Here is a 16,250-nt window from a genome sequence, read left to right as displayed (position 1 = left end):
TGCCAAGAAAGTCCGTGTCGTTGAAGCCCGCCAGAGAGTTCGGCGTCGCACTGCTTGGGCGGTGCGGTCGAGGAGACGGCGACTGCTGCACAAGGACCTCCTGGCTGGCTGGTGTGGACTCGATTCCATCCGCCACCACGACGATGCCGACGAAGCGGCGATCCGTCCAGTACCCACCCAGCTCCGGAAATCAGGTGCAGCGGCCCGCTGAACCGGCGCGAACCGACCCTCCGTCAGGCGCAGTCCAGGGAGACCGTTGCTCCGACGTCAGCCCGCCCGGCAGACGGGACCGTTACGGTGCCTGCCATGGCGCGCGTACTCGTCACTGGCATGTCCGGGGCCGGCAAGTCCACAGTTCTCGAGGAGCTACGGCGCCGCGGTGTGCTGACCGTCGACACCGACTACGACGGGTGGGTCCTCTCCGACGGCAACTGGGACGAGCCGCGGATGGCCGGCCTGCTCGCCGCGCACCACCAAGTCGTCGTCTCCGGCACCGTCGCCAACCAACGGCACTTCTACGACCGGTTCGAACACATCGTGTTGCTCACCGCTCCGCTCGAGGTGCTGCTCGACCGGGTACGGCGACGTTCGAACAACCCGTACGGCAAATCTCTGCGGCAGCAGGAGCAGATTCGGCAGTACGTCGAGGAGGTGGAGCCGCTTCTCCGCACCGGTGCGACCCTCGAACTGGACGGCCGGCTCCCCGTAGCTCACCTTGCAGACATGCTGGAACGAATCGTCTCGCCGGCGCCGCCCGCACCCCTCCCGTCAAGCGTCCCCTGACAGCTCACGCGGCTGGACCCGAATCGAGTACCACCCCGTATTGCCCGTTGCCGTTGTCCCACACGGGCTTCATCTGTCACAGTCTTCAGGCAGTAACAGCTCGCGCAGCACTTGGTCGCGTCGACTCGGCGCGACCGCCGCCCCTTCAGCTTTGGCGGCCAACACCACGCGAAGGGTGTCGGCATGCCCAGTTCGGGGCCGTTCTCAGCAGTACGTCGTTCCCTCGACCACGCACATCGGAAGCGCCTGACAGAACTCCACTCGGTACTCACCACGCATCAGGAGTTCTGGCGGCCGGCTCCCTTCCGGGTGCGTCGACCCGACTGGTGCGCGCACCGGCCGGATCTGACGGAAGCCGTTCTGGCTCTCGACGAGCCAACCCTCGACAGACTGACCGATGACCCGGATCTGTCCCGCCGGTGGCTTGCCCGCTGGCTCCCGGACATCACCACGCTCACCCACCTGGTAACGCTGCCACCTCTTGCGGGACGAGACCTCCCGTCAACGGATCCGCGCCTCTGCCGCACCATCCCCGGACGCAAGTACGAACAGGTCAAGGCGTTCGCGGCCCAGGTCCCGGCATCCCATACACCGGTACTGGACTGGTGTGCCGGCAAGGGGCACCTCGGACGACTGCTCGCACACCTCGACCGGCGTCCGGTGCAGTCGTTGGAGATCGACGCCGAGCTGGCAGAAAGTGCTGCGCGGCTCGCAACTCGCATGGGCGTGGACCAGACAATCATCCGGGCGGATGCTCGGAGCGAGGCCGCACACCGTCACGTCACCGGGCGGGCGGTCGTCGCTCTGCACGCCTGTGGTGAACTGCATCGTTCGCTCGTACGCCGAGCGCGTCGTGCGGGGGCGCACAGCTACTCCATCGCGCCCTGTTGCTATCACGTCGGTACCGGCGGCAGCTACCAGTCGCTAGCCGGCCATGCACCGACTCTTCCCCTGGACACGGATGCTCTCCGACTGGCGACCACCGAGACCGTCACCGCCCCGCCGCACGATCGGGCCCGTCTCGCCCGCGACCAGACCTGGAAGCTGGGTTTCATCGCCCTGCGCGACTGCGTGGAAGGTGAGGCGGTCCGGCGCCTCCGGCCGGTGCCGGCGCGTTGGCTGTCGGGTGACTTCTCCTCCTTCTGCCGTGCGCTCGCAGACCGAGAGGGCGTGAACCTGCCGGCGTCGGTTGACTGGGCGTACTGGCTCGCTGTGGGAGGGCGCCGCCGCGACGAGGTACGGCGGCTGGAACTGGTCCGTCACGCGTTCCGTCGTCCATTGGAACTCTGGCTCGTCATGGATCTCGCCGCCGCGCTGGAGGAAGCCGGGTTCGACGTTCGGGTCGGCAGCTTCTGCGATCGTTCTCACACCCCGCGCAACCTGATGCTGCAGGCGCAGCGCTGACGGGATCGCCATACCGCCGGAGCCACTACGGTCTCGGGCACCGAGCGGAGGGTGACGCGACGAGCCGCGGCAGTCTCCGCCGTCAACGGTGAGGACCGCCTGCCCTCGGACCGCTGCTCCAGCCTTACCGGTCGTACCTCGGCAGCGTGCGCGTGTCGTCCGCTGAGACCCAGCCAGGCGAGGACGTTTTCGCTCCCGGGTAAGGCTGCGTCGGCCGCATGTACAGCCACTCGCCATCTCCGCGTCGCTCGCGTCGTTCTACCCGCCCCACGAGCCACACCTCCCGGCCGTCAGCGGCCGTTCCGGCGAAGTACTCCACGTCGTTTCTTGGCATCTCCGAGCGGTACGACATTTCAGCACGGCTCGGCTGCTCCGGGCGGTACGGCTCGGGGGTGTAGTCGCGGCGGGGCGGGGCGCCGCGCGTGACCGGGGCGTTCCTGACCCGGCGCGGCATCCAGATCGCCAGTGTTGCGAGGAGCCCCAGACAGCCCGCACCCATGAGGATCCACCCGATCAGGGCGATGTCAACTCCGGCAAGGCTGTAGTCGACCGCGAAGGCGAGGATCGCCCCCACAGCGAAGAGGAGGAGGCTGGCACCGATTCCCATGAAGACCCCTTGCGCGCATAGCTCGACTGAACTGTTCGGCCCCCCGTCGCCGAACGCTCCGCGACATCAGGCACTCCGCAGCACGCTTCGACACCTGGACACAATAGGACAAAGCACTCGGCGATCGCGAGGGTTGTCCACAAGGACTTCCACCACCCAGCCTCCTCATTGACCTCACCTCCGCCAAAGCACCGCGCTTGACCTCAACCGCGCTTGACGATTCACGATCGAGTCATGACGTTCACCCAGACCGAACTCCGCTACCTCCTCGGCCAACCGCTGGGACGACTCGCAACCCTCGGACCCGGCGGTCCGCAGGTCACGCCGGTCGCCTTCTGGGTCGACACCGCGACCCATCGCATCGAGGTCAGCGGCCCGAACTTCGGTGCCACCCAGAAGGTTCGCAACATCCGCGCCGACGCCAGGGTTTCGTTCGTCGTGGACGACATGGCAACCGAGCCGGTCGGCCCAGGTGGGCAGACCGGCCGTGGACTGGAGATCCGAGCGCGCGCGGAGCTCCTGGTGGCCGACCAGCCCCTGCGCGAGGGGTTCGGCAACGTCCTCGCCCGCCTCCACCCGCGCAGGATCCTGGCGTGGAACCTCGACGGGCCTGGCCGTAACTCCCGGGACGTCTGAGCGGCCGACTCGCCGGCCCGGACAACAGTGCTCGCTCGCGCCCGCCGAGCGAACCACCTCCCTGACCGGGATGGCCAACTCCGCCTCGGCTCCCTTGACGGCTTCGGGTCAGGGGTTACGGTCCTAACCGAAACCGTCCGCCTTGGAGGAGCCATGCCCGTCAGGCGTACCTGGACCCACGCGCTCGTGACTGCCGCAGCCATCTGCACGCTTGCCACACCGCTGGCCTCGGCCCACGCAGCGGCAGATGACGACTCGGAGAACAGTCCCCTGCCGTCCAGCTACGTCGCTCCCGCGGCACCCAGAGGCGAGCTCGAGGACCTCGGATCGCCGATGAGTTCGCTCACGGTGGTCGAGGGCGCGTTCGGGCACCTTCCGGACGGCCGGTTGGCCGCGTACGCCGCACCGATGGGCGAGAACGCACAGCTGAACGTCTCGGCCACCACCTTCCCCGACCCGACCACGCAACTCGGGCGGTACACGATGACCGGCGCCTCCGGAGACGCGACGATCGCGGTCGCCCCGGACGGAAAGGTCTACGTCGGTACCTTCTACGAGGGACGGCTGTTCCAGTGGGATCCCGCCACCGAGCAGATGACGGACCTCGGACAGGCGACATCCGAGGCGACCTATCTGTACGGCCTGTCCGTCGCGGGCGACGGGACGGTCTACGGCGGCTCCTACCCCGACGCGCACGTGTGGTCCTTCAAGCCCGGCAGTGGTTTCACCGACCTCGGCCGCATCACCGACGACCCGGACATCAAGTACGCCCGATCCACCGCGTACGACCCGGTTCACCACGCGCTCTACGTCGGCACTGCCCCGGTCGGCAAGGTCTTCCGGCTCGATCTCACGACAAAGCAGATCGGCGAGATTCCTCTTGCCCCGAACGCGAAACCCGCCTCCGCGGTCGCCGACCTGGACTACGCCGACGGCCAGATTCTGGTGAACTACGACGGCATGCTGCGTGCCGTCGACACGAACACCAACACCGAGATACCCGTCGTGGACGGCGACACCGGCCAGGTGACCACCTCGTATCCGATGTCCGCGCGCGGGGTCTCGACCGCCATGCGCGGCGGCGTCTACACGAGTTCCGTCTACAACGGCGCGGTGCACGTCGTTCGCTACGACCTGGCCACCCACACCGTCGAACGCACGGGGGTCACTTCCCGGCGCGGAGCGCTCATCGGCTACGGCTGGGACACCGAGAACGGCCACGATGTGCTCTACGCGTTCGCGGGCAACTACTCCGGCGGTGGCTTCCGCTACGACATCGATTCCGGCGAGTCCGGCTCGCTGCAGTTCCAGATCACCGCGTCGCCGTCGCCTCTGCAGCATGTCCTGCCGAACCACGACGGCTCGAAGGTGTTCGTGGACGCGTTCCTCAACGGCAACACCAGTGCGTACGACGTGGCCACCGGGACCTCGTCACCCGTCGCCCGCGTCGGCCAGGTCGAGGACTGGACGCTCCATGACGGAACGGTGTTCGCCGGCACCTACCCCAACGGTTCACTCGTCAGCCTCCCCGAGGAGACCGGCACTCCCCTGACGACCTACGCCAGGCTGCAGGACACCGATAGCCAGATCCGGCCGATCGAGGCCAAGGAACACGACGGGAAGATCTGGTACGGGACCGAGCCGGACTACGGCCTGCGTGGGGGCGCGATCGCCGTCCTCGACCCGAACACGAAGACCGTGGAGGTCACCCGCAACGTCGTACCCGACCACACGATCGCGTCGCTGGCGTTCCTCGATGATTCCGTCTACGCCGGAACGTCCACCCAGGGCGGCACCGGGACCGAACCGGCCCCTGGCGACGCGAAACTCGTTCGGTGGAACCCGGACACCAAGACCGTGGTCCGCTCCGTCTCTCCTGTCCCTGGTGCCGGGTCGGTGAACGCGCTGACCGTCCACAACGGGCATCTGTACGGGCTGGCGGACGGCACGCTCTTCGAGGCGAATCCCGGCACCCTCGCGGTGACCAGATCCCTACGGCTGAAGGTGAGCGGCGGCTTCGGTGCGAGTGGTGGCGAGCTGGTCTTCCACCCCAACGGCTATCTCTACGTGAGTGCGGGTAGTTCGTTGGTGGTCGTCGATCCGCTGGCGTTCACCCAGCAGACGACCGTCACCGACGCCCAGCTCCGCCTGGAACCATCGCCGGACGGGGCGATGTGGACGCTCCTGCGGCCCGACGGATTCACGAACTTCCTCCACCTCGGCCGCTACACCCCGGCGGCGACGAGGTGTTCCACACCGGACAACCGTGACTACGTGACGCTGTTCGGAAAGACCACGACGGTGCGGAACCGGTTCCTGGAACCGGGATGCACCCTCCAGGACCTCCTCCTGCGCCGTGCCGGCAGAACTTCCGATACAGCGACCGTCAAGCGGTGGCTGGACCGTCTCGCGGGGACCGGACAGCTCAGCACGACCGAACGCGACATGCTGTGGAATGCGGTCAGGAACGGCCGCTGAGCTCTCGACGTAGCGCGGCTATCGGCGTTGTCGAAGGTCATCCACGAGGGAACGTAGGGACCTCACGTAAGCCGCAGTCTGCACCGCGTTGCCCACCCTGACGCTGTGTGCGACGTACCCGACAGCGTGGGTGACCGCGTGCAGATCCCGTTGCCGGAGCCACTCCCGGTCCTCGGCGCTGACGCCGTACCCCGCGAGCAGACCATCCTGGTTCAGGTCGGGCCGGACGAGCCGCAGGTACGCGAGATCGCTCACGGGCGGGCCGCCGTGGAACATCCCGAAGTCCAGCAACCCGGTGATCCGGAGATCGTCATCGACGAAGATGTGGTCGGGAACGAAATCTCCGTGGCAGAGCACAGGGTCGTTCCACGGATACTCGTCGACGCAGCGTGCGACCAACTCCAGGACGACGGTTGCCTCGGACTCCGACAGTCCGGCCGACCGTAGTTCCGGACGCTCTGACCTACGCTCGGCCAGGACGCCATCCCTGATCTCGTCCCAGGTGTTCCACCTGCCGTCGGCCTCCGGCTTCCACACCCCGGGCGTACGAACCGAGTGCAGTGTCGCGAGCAGCCTCCCCGCGTCCGTGAGGACCGCACGCAACCGTACTGGAGACAACTCCGCCTCGACGTCTGCCAGCGGACGCCCCGGCAGGGCGGAGAGAACCATCACCGGAAGCTCCTCCTCGTCGTCCCGCGCGCGGTCGACGAGCACTACGTCCGGCACCGGGACGTGGACGCGGCGGGCCTCGCCCATGGCCCAGGCCTCGGCGGCGAAGTCGGCGTCACCGGACCGGTCGATGCGTACGAAGAAGGTTTTGCTGTCGGTACGGACTCTGTACACCTCGTTGACGTGGCCGCGAACGATGCGCTCACAGGCCCGGACGCCCTCGCCGGTCGCCCGCCGAGCAGTCTCCACCACCGTCGATGCGGAGACACCGAACCCGGCATGCAGTCGACGGGTGAACTCCGACGGCTCGTCCTCCATGGATCACTCCCGTCGACAGCTGTACCCGCGGATCGTGTCACCGCGCTCCGGCATGCCTTATCGGTAGGCGCTGGCCTGGAGTTCGAAGAGTTCGGCGTACGCACCCGCGGCGGCGATGAGCGTGTCGTGGTCGCCGGCCTCGACGAGTCTGCCTTCGTCGAAGACGAGGATGAGGTCGGCCATCCGTACGGTCGACAGCCGGTGGGAGACCAGCAGGGTGATGCCGCCGGTGGCGCGGGTGGCGGCGGACGCGGCGTTGAACCGATCCAGCAACGCATGTTCTGACTCGGGGTCGAGCGCCGCCGCCGGTTCGTCGAGCAGGACCAGCAGTGGTCGCTCGCGCAGGAACGCGCGTGCGAGCGCGAGGCGTTGCCACTGCCCGCCGGACAGGTCGGCGCCGCCGAACCTCGTGCCCAGCCGGGTGTCAAGACCGTCGGGCAGCCGGTCGATCACCGCGCGCGCGTCTCCGGCCTCGATGGCCGCGTCGTACGCCGAATCACTCTCACCAGGATCGCCCTGATCAGGTGCAGGCAGCCGGGCCGGGTCGCCGAGTCCGATCACCTCACGCGCGGTGTATTCGTACCGTACGAAATCCTGGAAGCCCGCGGAGATCCTGCTCCGCCAGGCCTCGTGGTCGATGGTGCGCAGGTCGGTGCCGTCGACGAGGATGGTGCCCGCGCTGGGATCGTAGAGCCGGCTGAGCAGCTTCACCATGGTCGTCTTGCCCGCGCCGTTGTCCCCGACCAGGGCCACCGTACTCCCGGCCGGTAGGTGGACGGTCAGATCCCGGACCACCGGGCGCTGCGTGCCCGGGTAGGTGAACGACACCTCGCGCAGCCCGATGCCGTGCCTCAACGCGGGTGGGGGCTGTGCGGCGCCTTCCCACGCGACCTGTTCGCCGACGTACCGGCGCAGCCAGCGAAGGTGCCCGGCCACGTCCAGCAACGCGATCAGCACCCTCACCGTGTCCGACAGGCGTTGCGCGGCCTGGTCGGTCTGCGGCGCGAGCAGCATCACCATGGTCACGTCGCCGGCGGTCGCGTGCTCTTCACGCGCCAGCCAGACGACGAAGACGATCGCCGCGCCGTAACCGAGGCCGAACAGCACCCGGGCCGCGATCTCCAGCAACTGCCCCTTGCGCCGCGCCTGCCACCGTGGTTCGTTCTGCTGCTCGAACAGTTCGCCGATCCGGTCGGTCAACAGTCCGCGCAGGCCGAACGCACGAACCTCCAGGCCGTGCCGGGGATGAGCGGCGATCTCGGCCAGTCTGTCGAGGCGCCGGTGGTGCTGCATCGTCGCGGTGATCGCGTGCCGGAACTCCCGCGCGCCGAATGCCGACGCCCACAGCCGCAGCAATCCCAACAGGGGCAGCAGCAACAGCAAAGGATGGATGCCGGCGAGCAGGACGAGCCCGGTGACGGTGCTGACCAGAACGGCCAGCCCGCTGCCGATGGTGCCCGCGGTGCCCCTCAGCCGGCGGAACTCCTCCTTGGCGGCACCGATCCGGTCGGCAATCTCGGGTTGTTCGTGGTGGCCGATCCCGGGCGGACCGGTGGCCAGGTCAAGGAGTTCACGCTGCAGGCTGAGCTCGATGCCGTCCTCGAGCCGGTGGCGTACGGCTTCCGACAGCACCAGGCCGCCGAACGCCAGCGCCAGCGCAGCGAACAGGATCACGGCGGCGGCCGTCACCGAACCCTGCCCGGTCACGGCGTTCACCATCCGCGCCACGCCGTACGCCTGCAGCGGACCGGCGACTGCCATCACCACCACGAGCACCAGCTCGGTCGTGGCCAGCCACGGTGACGCCGCGAACGTCAGCCGGACCAGCGTCGCCAGCGACTCCCAGCGGTCACGCATTCGGGGTACCTCCCACGTAGCGCGCGGCCTGCAGCTCGAACATCTGCGCGTACCGGCCGCCGGTCGCCAGGAGCTGCGCGTGCGTGCCCTGCTCTGCGATCACACCCTTGTCCAGAACGCAGATCCGGTCGGCGTTGCGTACGACGGAGAACCGGTGCGAGATCAGCAGGGACGTCACACCGGTGGCCATCCGCAGGTAGCGGTCGACCAGCTCGGCCTCGGAGCGTACGTCCAGCGCTGCGGCGGGTTCGTCCAGCACCAGCAAGCCCGCACCCGCGTCCACGGCGTACAACGCGCGTGCCAGGGCCAGGCGCTGCCACTGCCCACCGGAGAGCTCTCCGCCGTCGGTGACCGACCGGTCCAGCACGGTGTCCCAACCCCGCGGGAGGTCCGCGATCGCCGAGTCGATCGCCGCGGTTGCCGCCACCGCGACCAGCCGGTCAGGGGCCGCGTCCGCCGGCTCGGCGAGAGTGACGTTCTCCTTGGCGGTCAACGGCAGTCGCAGGAACTCCTGGGTGACCGGCGCCAGCCTGCGCTGCCAGGCCGCGAGCTCCTGGTCGTCGAGGTCGGCGAGGTCCACGCCGTCGACGACGACGCGGCCCGCGGTCGGCCGGTAGGCGCCTGCCAGCAGATGCACGAGCGTCGACTTGCCCGCGCCGTTCAGGCCGACCAGGCCGATCGCCTCACCGGCACCCAGCCGGAGGGTGAGTCCACGCAGCACGTCGACGTTGGAACCCGGGTAGCGGAACCACACGTCCTCCAGGCGTACGTCGGGTGGACCGGTTCGCGGCCTGGGCGGATCGAACGGGACGTCGGCAGGGCCAGTCTCGCCGGCATCGCGGCGGGGGCGCCCACCTTCCAACGCGGTGTCGCCCGCCCGCACCGCCCGCGCGGTCTTCGGCAGCCGCTGCAGCGCGCGCAACGACGAGGTGGCGCGTTCCATCGACGCGGCCGCGGTGCCGTTCGCCGACATCGCCAAGCGCAGCAGAGCAGCCAGCACGGTCGCGACCTCGGTCAGTCCCAGCAAGCCCGCGTTGACATTCCGTACCAGCAGCCACACGGCGACGGCCAGCACGGCCAGGTGCGCGGCATACACGGCCGTGGTCCGCAAGGTCGCCGCCCGGCGTACCCGCCACAACGGAACCATCGCCGAGCGCCAGTCGCGGACATACCGGTTCTTCAACCAGGGCGCGAACCCGAACACCCGAAGCTCCTTGGCCGCGGTCCCCATGCCCAGTTCGTACGCGTAGTCGGCTTCCCGGCCGGTGCGGGTGCCGGCACGCCAGGTCACCTGCTCGATTCCCGAGATGCGCGCCGACCACCATTCGACCAGCCACGTCGTTGCCAGCAATCCCAGGGCGACCGGCCAGGAGAACAACGCACCCACGACCACCGCGGAACCGATCGCCAGCAGCCGTGAACGAACGAGCTCCGCCAGCGCGACCAGGCCCACCCAGATAGCGCGGTTGCCGACACCTCGTGCACGGCGGGACTCGTCCTCCACCGCCGGTGACTCCAGATGGCCGATCCTCGCCGACGCTGTCATGGTCGCCGTGATGGCCCGGTGGATCACCACGTCCACGTCGTACGTCAGTCGCGTGGACAGCATGCTCAGCACGACCGTCAGCACACCGTCGAGGGTGAAGACCAGGACCAGGGCGGCCACCAGCAGAGCGAACGCCGGCATCGACGAGTGGTCCGGGTCGCCGGCCACGAACGCCGGTGTCGCGCCGATCACCTGGCCGACCAGGACGGTCACGGCGAGGCTTGTCGCAGCGCTGAGGGCAGCCAGCCCCACCAAGCCACCGCCGGCCCTCGGCGCCGTCGTGATCGAGAACCGCACCAGCGCGAACATCCGACAATTTCTACCAGTCGAGCAGGGCGGGCGCATCGTCGTTTGTGTCGCTGCATCAAAGCGTGGGAAGAGGCGTTGACTACGATGCGCGCTCATGACCGGGAAACGAGCCGACACGCTGCTGGAGATGATGCGCTCGATCGAGCACTTCACCCTTGCCCGCGCCTGGGAGGAGCTGACCGATGACGAGTTCTTCTGGGAGCCGTTCACGGTGACCTGGAGCATTCGTCGGCAAGGCCAGTGCAGGACAGCGAATCCCTTCGGTGTCGGTGAATGGGTGGCCGACTTCGAGATACCTGAGCCGGCCCCGGTCCCGATGACCACCATCGCGTGGCTGTACTGGCACATCGGATCGATGCCGGGCCGTCTGTGCGACATCGACTTCCTGGGCGGGACGCGCACCATGGCCAGCGGCTGGACGTCCCCCTACCTGACCGATCACCCGGTCTTCACCCGCGCTGCCGAAGCCGTCACCGCGTTGCGTGAGGGCTGGCAGAGACTCCGCGAGGCGATCGAGCGGGCCGATGACGACCAGCTCGAGGTGGCGACCGCGGGGTACACGTACGCCGCCGGAGTCCTTCCGCTCGCGGTGGGACCGCCGGGTCCCGCGCGCCCGGCCGCGCACTTCATCGCCGGCACGCTCACCGAGGTGGATCACCACGGTACTCAGATCGGCGCTCTGCGCGATCTTTACGCGTGGCGACACATCGACGGTCGCTGACACGGCGCCCTGAGAGGATCACGAACATAGTCGTTCGGCGTCTGCACGAGTACCTCGAAGGGCTCGGCTTCGGCGAACAATCCGCTTGACGGGTCAGGATCGCCATGGGCAGGCTGGCCGCGGCCTCGACCTGGGCCGGAGCCCGTGGGAGGACCGCGGGGATCCACGGCCGGTCGCAAAGTGACGAAGTGGCAGAGGAAGGGGGTGTCGGCGTTGAGCCTGCCGATCATGCCCGCGCCACCGCCCCGCCCGGCTCGCTGACCGCACGGACGAGACGGTGGCTCACGACTCCGCGGAGCCCATCTTGTCCGACCAGTCGACCTCGACTTCCCCGCGAACTCTCCCGCACGCTCACAGCCCTCGCGTTCGTAGCGCCTTCCTCGACGATCTCGGCGTACAGCCCGACCCGTTCCAGATCCAGGCCATGGACGGCCTCGATTCCGGCCGGTCCGTTCTCGTCATGGCACCGACCGGTGCGGGCAAGACGCTCGTCGCCGACTACGCGGTGGCGCGCAGCCTCGACGCCGGCACCACCGCCGTCTACACCACCCCGCTGAAGGCCCTGAGCAACCAGAAGTACCGCGACCTGTCCGCCCGCCTCGGTCCCGAGCGGGTCGGGCTCATCACCGGGGACCGTACGGTCAACCCCGGTGCGCCCGTGCTCGTGGTCACGACAGAGGTGCTGCGAGCGATGTTGTACGAGGTACGCGGCACCAGGCATGCACCCGGAGCGAACGCGGCTGCGAACAGGTCCACCGACGGTCGGCCCCCGTCGGGGGCGGCGGCGCTGGACCGACTCGGCGTCGTCGTGCTCGATGAGTTCCACTACCTCCAGGACACCGACCGCGGCGCGGTCTGGGAGGAGGTGGTGATCAACACTCCGGCAGACGTGGCGCTGGTGTGCCTGTCCGCGACCATCCCCGACGTCGCCCTGGTGCACGACTGGCTCACCCGGGTCCATGGTCCCACCGAACTCGTCGTCGCGGACCAGCGGCCGGTGAGGCTCAACCATCTCTATGCCGTCGGCAATTTGCGCCGGACCGCGCCGATGCTGCTGCCGGTGTTCGTCGACGGCCAGCTCAACACCACGGCCGAACTCCTCGACGGCGCGCGGCGGGACACCCGGGGCGAGGGTCTGCGAGCCCGGGACCGGGGCCGGCCTGTGCCGCCCACCCGGCACGACCTGATCGCCCACCTGCGTGCGAACAACCTGCTCCCGGCGATCTGGTTCGTGCTGTCAAGGGCAGGTTGCGATGAGGCGGTCGCCGACTGCCTGGCCAGTGATCTCCAGCTCACCACCGAGGCCGAACGGGTACGGATCCGGTCGCTCGTCAGCCGGGCGCTGGCACCCCTGTCGGGCGGGGAACTTCGCGCGATCGACGCCGCCGGCTGGCAGAACGCGCTGGAGGCCGGCGTCGCGGCTCACCACGGCGGTCTGGCACCGGTCCAGCGCGACGTCGTGGAAGCGGCGTTCGGGGAGGGGCTCGTCAAGGTTGCCTTTGCGACGGAGACCCTCGCCCTGGGAGTGAACCTTCCCGCCCGCACCGTGGTGATCGACCGGGTCGCCCGGGCCGGCGGAGAGGTGCTCGACGCGGGCGAGTTCGCCCAGCTCGCCGGCCGTGCAGGGCGCCGCGGCATCGACGAGGTGGGCCACGTGGTGGTGCCGTGGTCGCCGTACGTCCCCTTCCAGCGGGTCGGTGCGCTCGCCGGGGGCCACCTCGCGGCGATCCGGTCGGCTTTCCGGGTCACGCCGGCGATGGCGCTGAACCTCGTCCGCACAGGCTCGATGGACGAGGCGTACGCCACGGTGGAGTCGTCCTTGCGGCACCGCTGTGCGCTGGACCAGGCGGCGATCCTGCGCAGCGATCTGGCCGAACGTCAAGCCGAGCTTGCCGACGTCGAGGAGGACCTCACGGAGTTCGCCGACTCGCCACGGCACGCCGAACCCGATCCGGGTGCCGATCCCCACGCCCCAGCCGGACGCACGGATCCGGGCCCGGGACTCGCCGTACTGAAGCCTGGGGATGTCGTCGTCGACACCGGGCGTCCGGAGTACGGCCCTGCGGTCGTTCTGGCCGTCGGCACCAAACGGGGCACCGTCTGTGTCGAGGCCATCCACAGCACTGGACGACGCCTCCAGCTCACGCCGTCGACACTGCGCGGCGGACCCGCGGTGCTCGATCACCTCGACCTGCCGGACTGGGAGCCCACGCAGCGTGGACATGCGAAACGGGCAGTGGACGCACTGGCACTTCTGGACCTTCCGCTCGAAAGACTCCAGCCTGCCACGTCCCATGGGCCGCGCCCGAAGCCGAAGCGCCCGGTGACCCAGCGGCGCCTGCTCGTACGGCGTGACCAACTTTCCACGACAGTGGAGGACCTGCACGACTCGCTCGCGGTGGTGACAACCGGTGTCCGCACCGAACTCGACCGAGTGCTCGCCCTGCTCCGCCGCCGACGGCACCTCGTCAACCTGACCTTGACGCCGTCCGGTGAGGGGATACGGCGACTGTTCCATCCCTCCGGGCTGCTGCTCGGTGAGTGTCTGGTGGCCGGCCTCCTGGACGACCTGGACCCCGCCTCGCTCGCCTCCGCCGCGTCCTGGTTCACCACCCGCACCCGCCTCGGAGGGCCGGCCTCAACCGGCCTCGCCACGGCGGAGTTGACCCGGCGGTGGGAGACCGTTCGGGCCATCACCAGGCAGGTCCAGGCCGACGAGATCGCCGAGGGGTTGACCCCGACGCCGCATCCCGAACCTGCACTCGGTGTGCCGGTGCATCGATGGGGGTCCGGCCTGCCGCTGGACGTCGCGGTCGGCGGCAGCGGCGTACTGGTCGGTGACGTCGTACGCGAGATCCGTCAGGTGGCCGAGCTCCTCGACCAGCTGGCCACCGTCCCCGGCGGCCACCAGCAGGCGGCGGCCGAGGCGGTCGTCGCGTTACGTCGCGGCGCCGTCGTGGCAGACGACGCCCGCTGAGGTGATGACCGCGGAGCGATTCCGGCGCCGAACACTGGCGGGGCGCCAGCCGGCGGCGGTACGGTCTGGCCGTGGCCGAGTACGTGGACAAGGACCTGCGCGACACTCGGTTCGAGCGGGTCGACCTGCGGGGAGCGCAGATCCGCAACAGTGACCTGACCGGGGCCACCTTCCGCGGCGTCTGGCTTTCCGGCGCGGTGATGCGTGGCGTCGAACTGGTCGACGTCGACATCACCGGCGAGGTCAGAAACCTCACGATCAACGGCGTGGACGTCGCGCCGCTGGTCGAGGCCGAGCTGGACCGGCGCCATCCCGACCGCGCCCGGATGCGGCCGATCGACCCCGCCGGCTTTCGCGAGGCCTGGGACGTCGTGGAACGCCTGTGGGAAGCGACGGTGGTGCGAGCCCGGCGGCTCGACCCGGCTCTGTTGCACAAGTCGGTCGACGGCGAGTGGTCGTTCGTCCAGACGCTGCGGCACCTGGTGTTCGCCACCGACGCCTGGGTCAGGCGCGCCATCCTCGGTGATCCGTCGCCCTGGGACCCCCTGGACCTGCCCTGGGACGAGATGCCGGAAACCCCAGGAGTTCCCTGGGACCGTGAGGCTCAACCGCCGCTTGACACCGTGCTCGCGCTGCGCCAGGACCGGATGGCGACCGTACGCGAGGTCGTCGAGGGCCTGACCGACGAGTCGCTGGCGGCGAACACCGAGCCGGTCGAGGGTCCGGGGTGGCCGCCGCCGATCAGTTTCCCCGTACGCGATGTCCTGCTGTGCGTCCTGAACGAGGAATGGCAGCACCGGCTCTACGCCGAGCGCGACCTCGACGCCCTGGAAGCGCGTCCCCAGGCTCGGCCCTAGGCCCACTCGCGGCAGAGGCGGCTGACCGTACGCAGCCAGGCCCGGATGCCGCCGAGTCGGTCCGGATCGTCGGCCCAGCCGTACGACATCCCCAGTCCGTCCATGACGAGCATCAGCTTCCCGCGTTCGACGGCCTCCACCGCCTCGGCGAGCGACAGCCCGTATCCCCGCAGGAACGCCGCCACCCGAGGGCTCTCGACCGAGGTGGGCTCGGTCTCGAACAGCTTGATCAGCTCCTGCGCAATCCCGATCCCGGCCAGCGACAGGCCCCAGTCCAGGACGGTGATCCGGCCCGCGCCGTCAGGGCCGTCAGGGCCGTCAGGTTTGTCAGTGTCGGCCGCGCCACCCGAGTCCACGACGAGGTTGTCCAGCCGGTTGTCGTAGTGGGTGAGGACCGAGGCCACCGGCCACTCCTGCGCCTCCCGCACCTTCGCCGCCACCAGCGCCAGGTCCCCCTCGGTGACGATGCCCTGCGCGAGGAAGAGGTCCAGGACTTTCTGGTCCTCCGGACGGGACCGGCCCACGCACAGATGCACGCCGAGCCAGTTGTCGAGGTACTCGACCCAGGTCCCGAACCGGCCGCGATACCCGCCTGCCCCGTCCGGAACGAACATGCCGAACCCCGTCGTCCGCACGAGGTGCGTCCTCGCGAGCTCCTCACCGAGTTGACCGAACCAGGCGGTCGCGTGCTCCGCCACCCGCGGGTGGTCGGCGGCCAGGATCCCGGTGGCGCGTTCGACCACCGCGTACGGGCGAGGTTCCTCGCCGACGGCAAGGAACCGCGGCGTCCGCACCCCCGCGTCGGCGGCCCGGGTGGCCAGCCACCGAAGGACGGCGTAGTTGTTGCACGTCGTACTCGCTTCGCTACCGGGAACGACATGGCCGGTCAGATCGGCGACCCGGTCCGCGTCCGCGGATCGGCTGAGCAGCACCGCGACCTCGTCGGTGCCGTAGCACGCGCTCTGCGCGCCGGCTCCCACGAACGCCAGATCCGACGTGCCGTAGCCATGACGCCGAAGAACCTCCTCGGCCTGTGCGTACATGCTCAGCTCGCTCACCAGGCCGAACCTACCCTGACCGGACCGACC

General features: G+C 69.3%; 12 protein-coding genes. 7 read left to right on the top strand and 5 right to left on the bottom strand.

Features of this window, described 5'->3' with window-relative positions:
* Nucleotides 1-306: 306 nt before the first annotated feature.
* Together BLU27_RS11800 and BLU27_RS11795 are read left to right on the top strand one after the other, a co-directional pair.
* Nucleotides 307-783, top strand: a complete 477-nt coding sequence (locus BLU27_RS11800) for an AAA family ATPase (RefSeq protein ID WP_092653236.1) — start codon at nt 307-309, stop codon at nt 781-783.
* Nucleotides 784-966: 183 nt separating this feature from the next.
* Nucleotides 967-2,187, top strand: a complete 1,221-nt coding sequence (locus tag BLU27_RS11795) for a methyltransferase (RefSeq protein ID WP_092653234.1) — start codon at nt 967-969, stop codon at nt 2,185-2,187.
* A gap of 124 nt (nt 2,188-2,311) precedes the next feature.
* Here the strand turns inward: BLU27_RS11795 and BLU27_RS29860 are convergent, their stop codons facing one another.
* Nucleotides 2,312-2,794 carry a DUF6458 family protein gene (locus BLU27_RS29860; protein WP_197681797.1) on the bottom strand — a complete coding sequence of 161 codons (483 nt, stop codon included), beginning with the start codon at nt 2,792-2,794 and terminating at the stop codon, nt 2,312-2,314.
* A 234-nt stretch (nt 2,795-3,028) separates the two neighbouring features.
* Between BLU27_RS29860 and BLU27_RS11785 the strand changes: the two genes are divergently transcribed.
* Complete coding sequence (locus BLU27_RS11785; protein ID WP_092653232.1) at nt 3,029-3,430, top strand: PPOX class F420-dependent oxidoreductase; 402 nt, start codon at nt 3,029-3,031, stop codon at nt 3,428-3,430.
* A gap of 333 nt (nt 3,431-3,763) precedes the next feature.
* Nucleotides 3,764-5,908, top strand: a complete 2,145-nt coding sequence (locus tag BLU27_RS11780) for a hypothetical protein (protein WP_157728463.1) — start codon at nt 3,764-3,766, stop codon at nt 5,906-5,908.
* 18 nt (nt 5,909-5,926) lie between these two features.
* Here the strand turns inward: BLU27_RS11780 and BLU27_RS11775 are convergent, their stop codons facing one another.
* From BLU27_RS11775 to BLU27_RS11765, 3 genes are read right to left on the bottom strand one after another with little or no spacing between them, the layout of a single operon-like run.
* On the bottom strand, nt 5,927-6,895 hold the full coding sequence (locus BLU27_RS11775; RefSeq protein WP_092653228.1) for a phosphotransferase family protein: 969 nt from the start codon (nt 6,893-6,895) through the stop codon (nt 5,927-5,929).
* A 57-nt stretch (nt 6,896-6,952) separates the two neighbouring features.
* Nucleotides 6,953-8,752: an ABC transporter ATP-binding protein gene (locus BLU27_RS11770; protein ID WP_092653226.1), complete on the bottom strand. Its 1,800-nt coding sequence runs from the start codon at nt 8,750-8,752 to the stop codon at nt 6,953-6,955.
* Nucleotides 8,745-10,607 carry an ABC transporter ATP-binding protein gene (locus BLU27_RS11765; RefSeq protein WP_157728461.1) on the bottom strand — a complete coding sequence of 621 codons (1,863 nt, stop codon included), beginning with the start codon at nt 10,605-10,607 and terminating at the stop codon, nt 8,745-8,747. The genes BLU27_RS11770 and BLU27_RS11765 overlap by 8 nt, the downstream gene beginning before the upstream one ends.
* Before the next feature lie 94 nt (nt 10,608-10,701).
* Here BLU27_RS11765 and BLU27_RS11760 point away from each other — a divergent pair, with 94 nt between their 5' ends.
* The 3 genes from BLU27_RS11760 to BLU27_RS11750 all read left to right on the top strand — a co-directional run bounded on the left by BLU27_RS11760 (nt 10,702) and on the right by BLU27_RS11750 (nt 15,162).
* On the top strand, nt 10,702-11,328 hold the full coding sequence (locus tag BLU27_RS11760; RefSeq protein WP_092653222.1) for a DinB family protein: 627 nt from the start codon (nt 10,702-10,704) through the stop codon (nt 11,326-11,328).
* 304 nt (nt 11,329-11,632) lie between these two features.
* A complete protein-coding gene (locus BLU27_RS11755; RefSeq protein WP_157728459.1) occupies nt 11,633-14,305 on the top strand; it encodes a DEAD/DEAH box helicase in 2,673 nt (890 codons plus the stop codon).
* A 71-nt stretch (nt 14,306-14,376) separates the two neighbouring features.
* Entirely contained in the window at nt 14,377-15,162 is a 786-nt protein-coding gene (locus BLU27_RS11750; protein ID WP_092653218.1) for a DinB family protein, read from the top strand.
* On the opposite strand, the gene BLU27_RS11745 is transcribed toward BLU27_RS11750, so the two are convergent.
* The gene (locus BLU27_RS11745) at nt 15,159-16,220 is read right to left on the bottom strand and encodes a phosphotransferase family protein (protein ID WP_157728458.1); all 1,062 of its coding nucleotides are present in this window, start codon (nt 16,218-16,220) and stop codon (nt 15,159-15,161) included. The two genes, BLU27_RS11750 and BLU27_RS11745, sit on opposite strands and share 4 nt — an antisense overlap.
* Nucleotides 16,221-16,250: the final 30 nt, after the last annotated feature.

The sequence above is a fragment of the Actinopolymorpha singaporensis genome (assembly GCF_900104745.1).
Lineage (GTDB): Bacteria > Actinomycetota > Actinomycetes > Propionibacteriales > Actinopolymorphaceae > Actinopolymorpha > Actinopolymorpha singaporensis.
The sequence above is the reverse complement of the archived record's forward strand: the minus strand, read 5'-3'. Positions and strand labels throughout refer to the sequence as shown.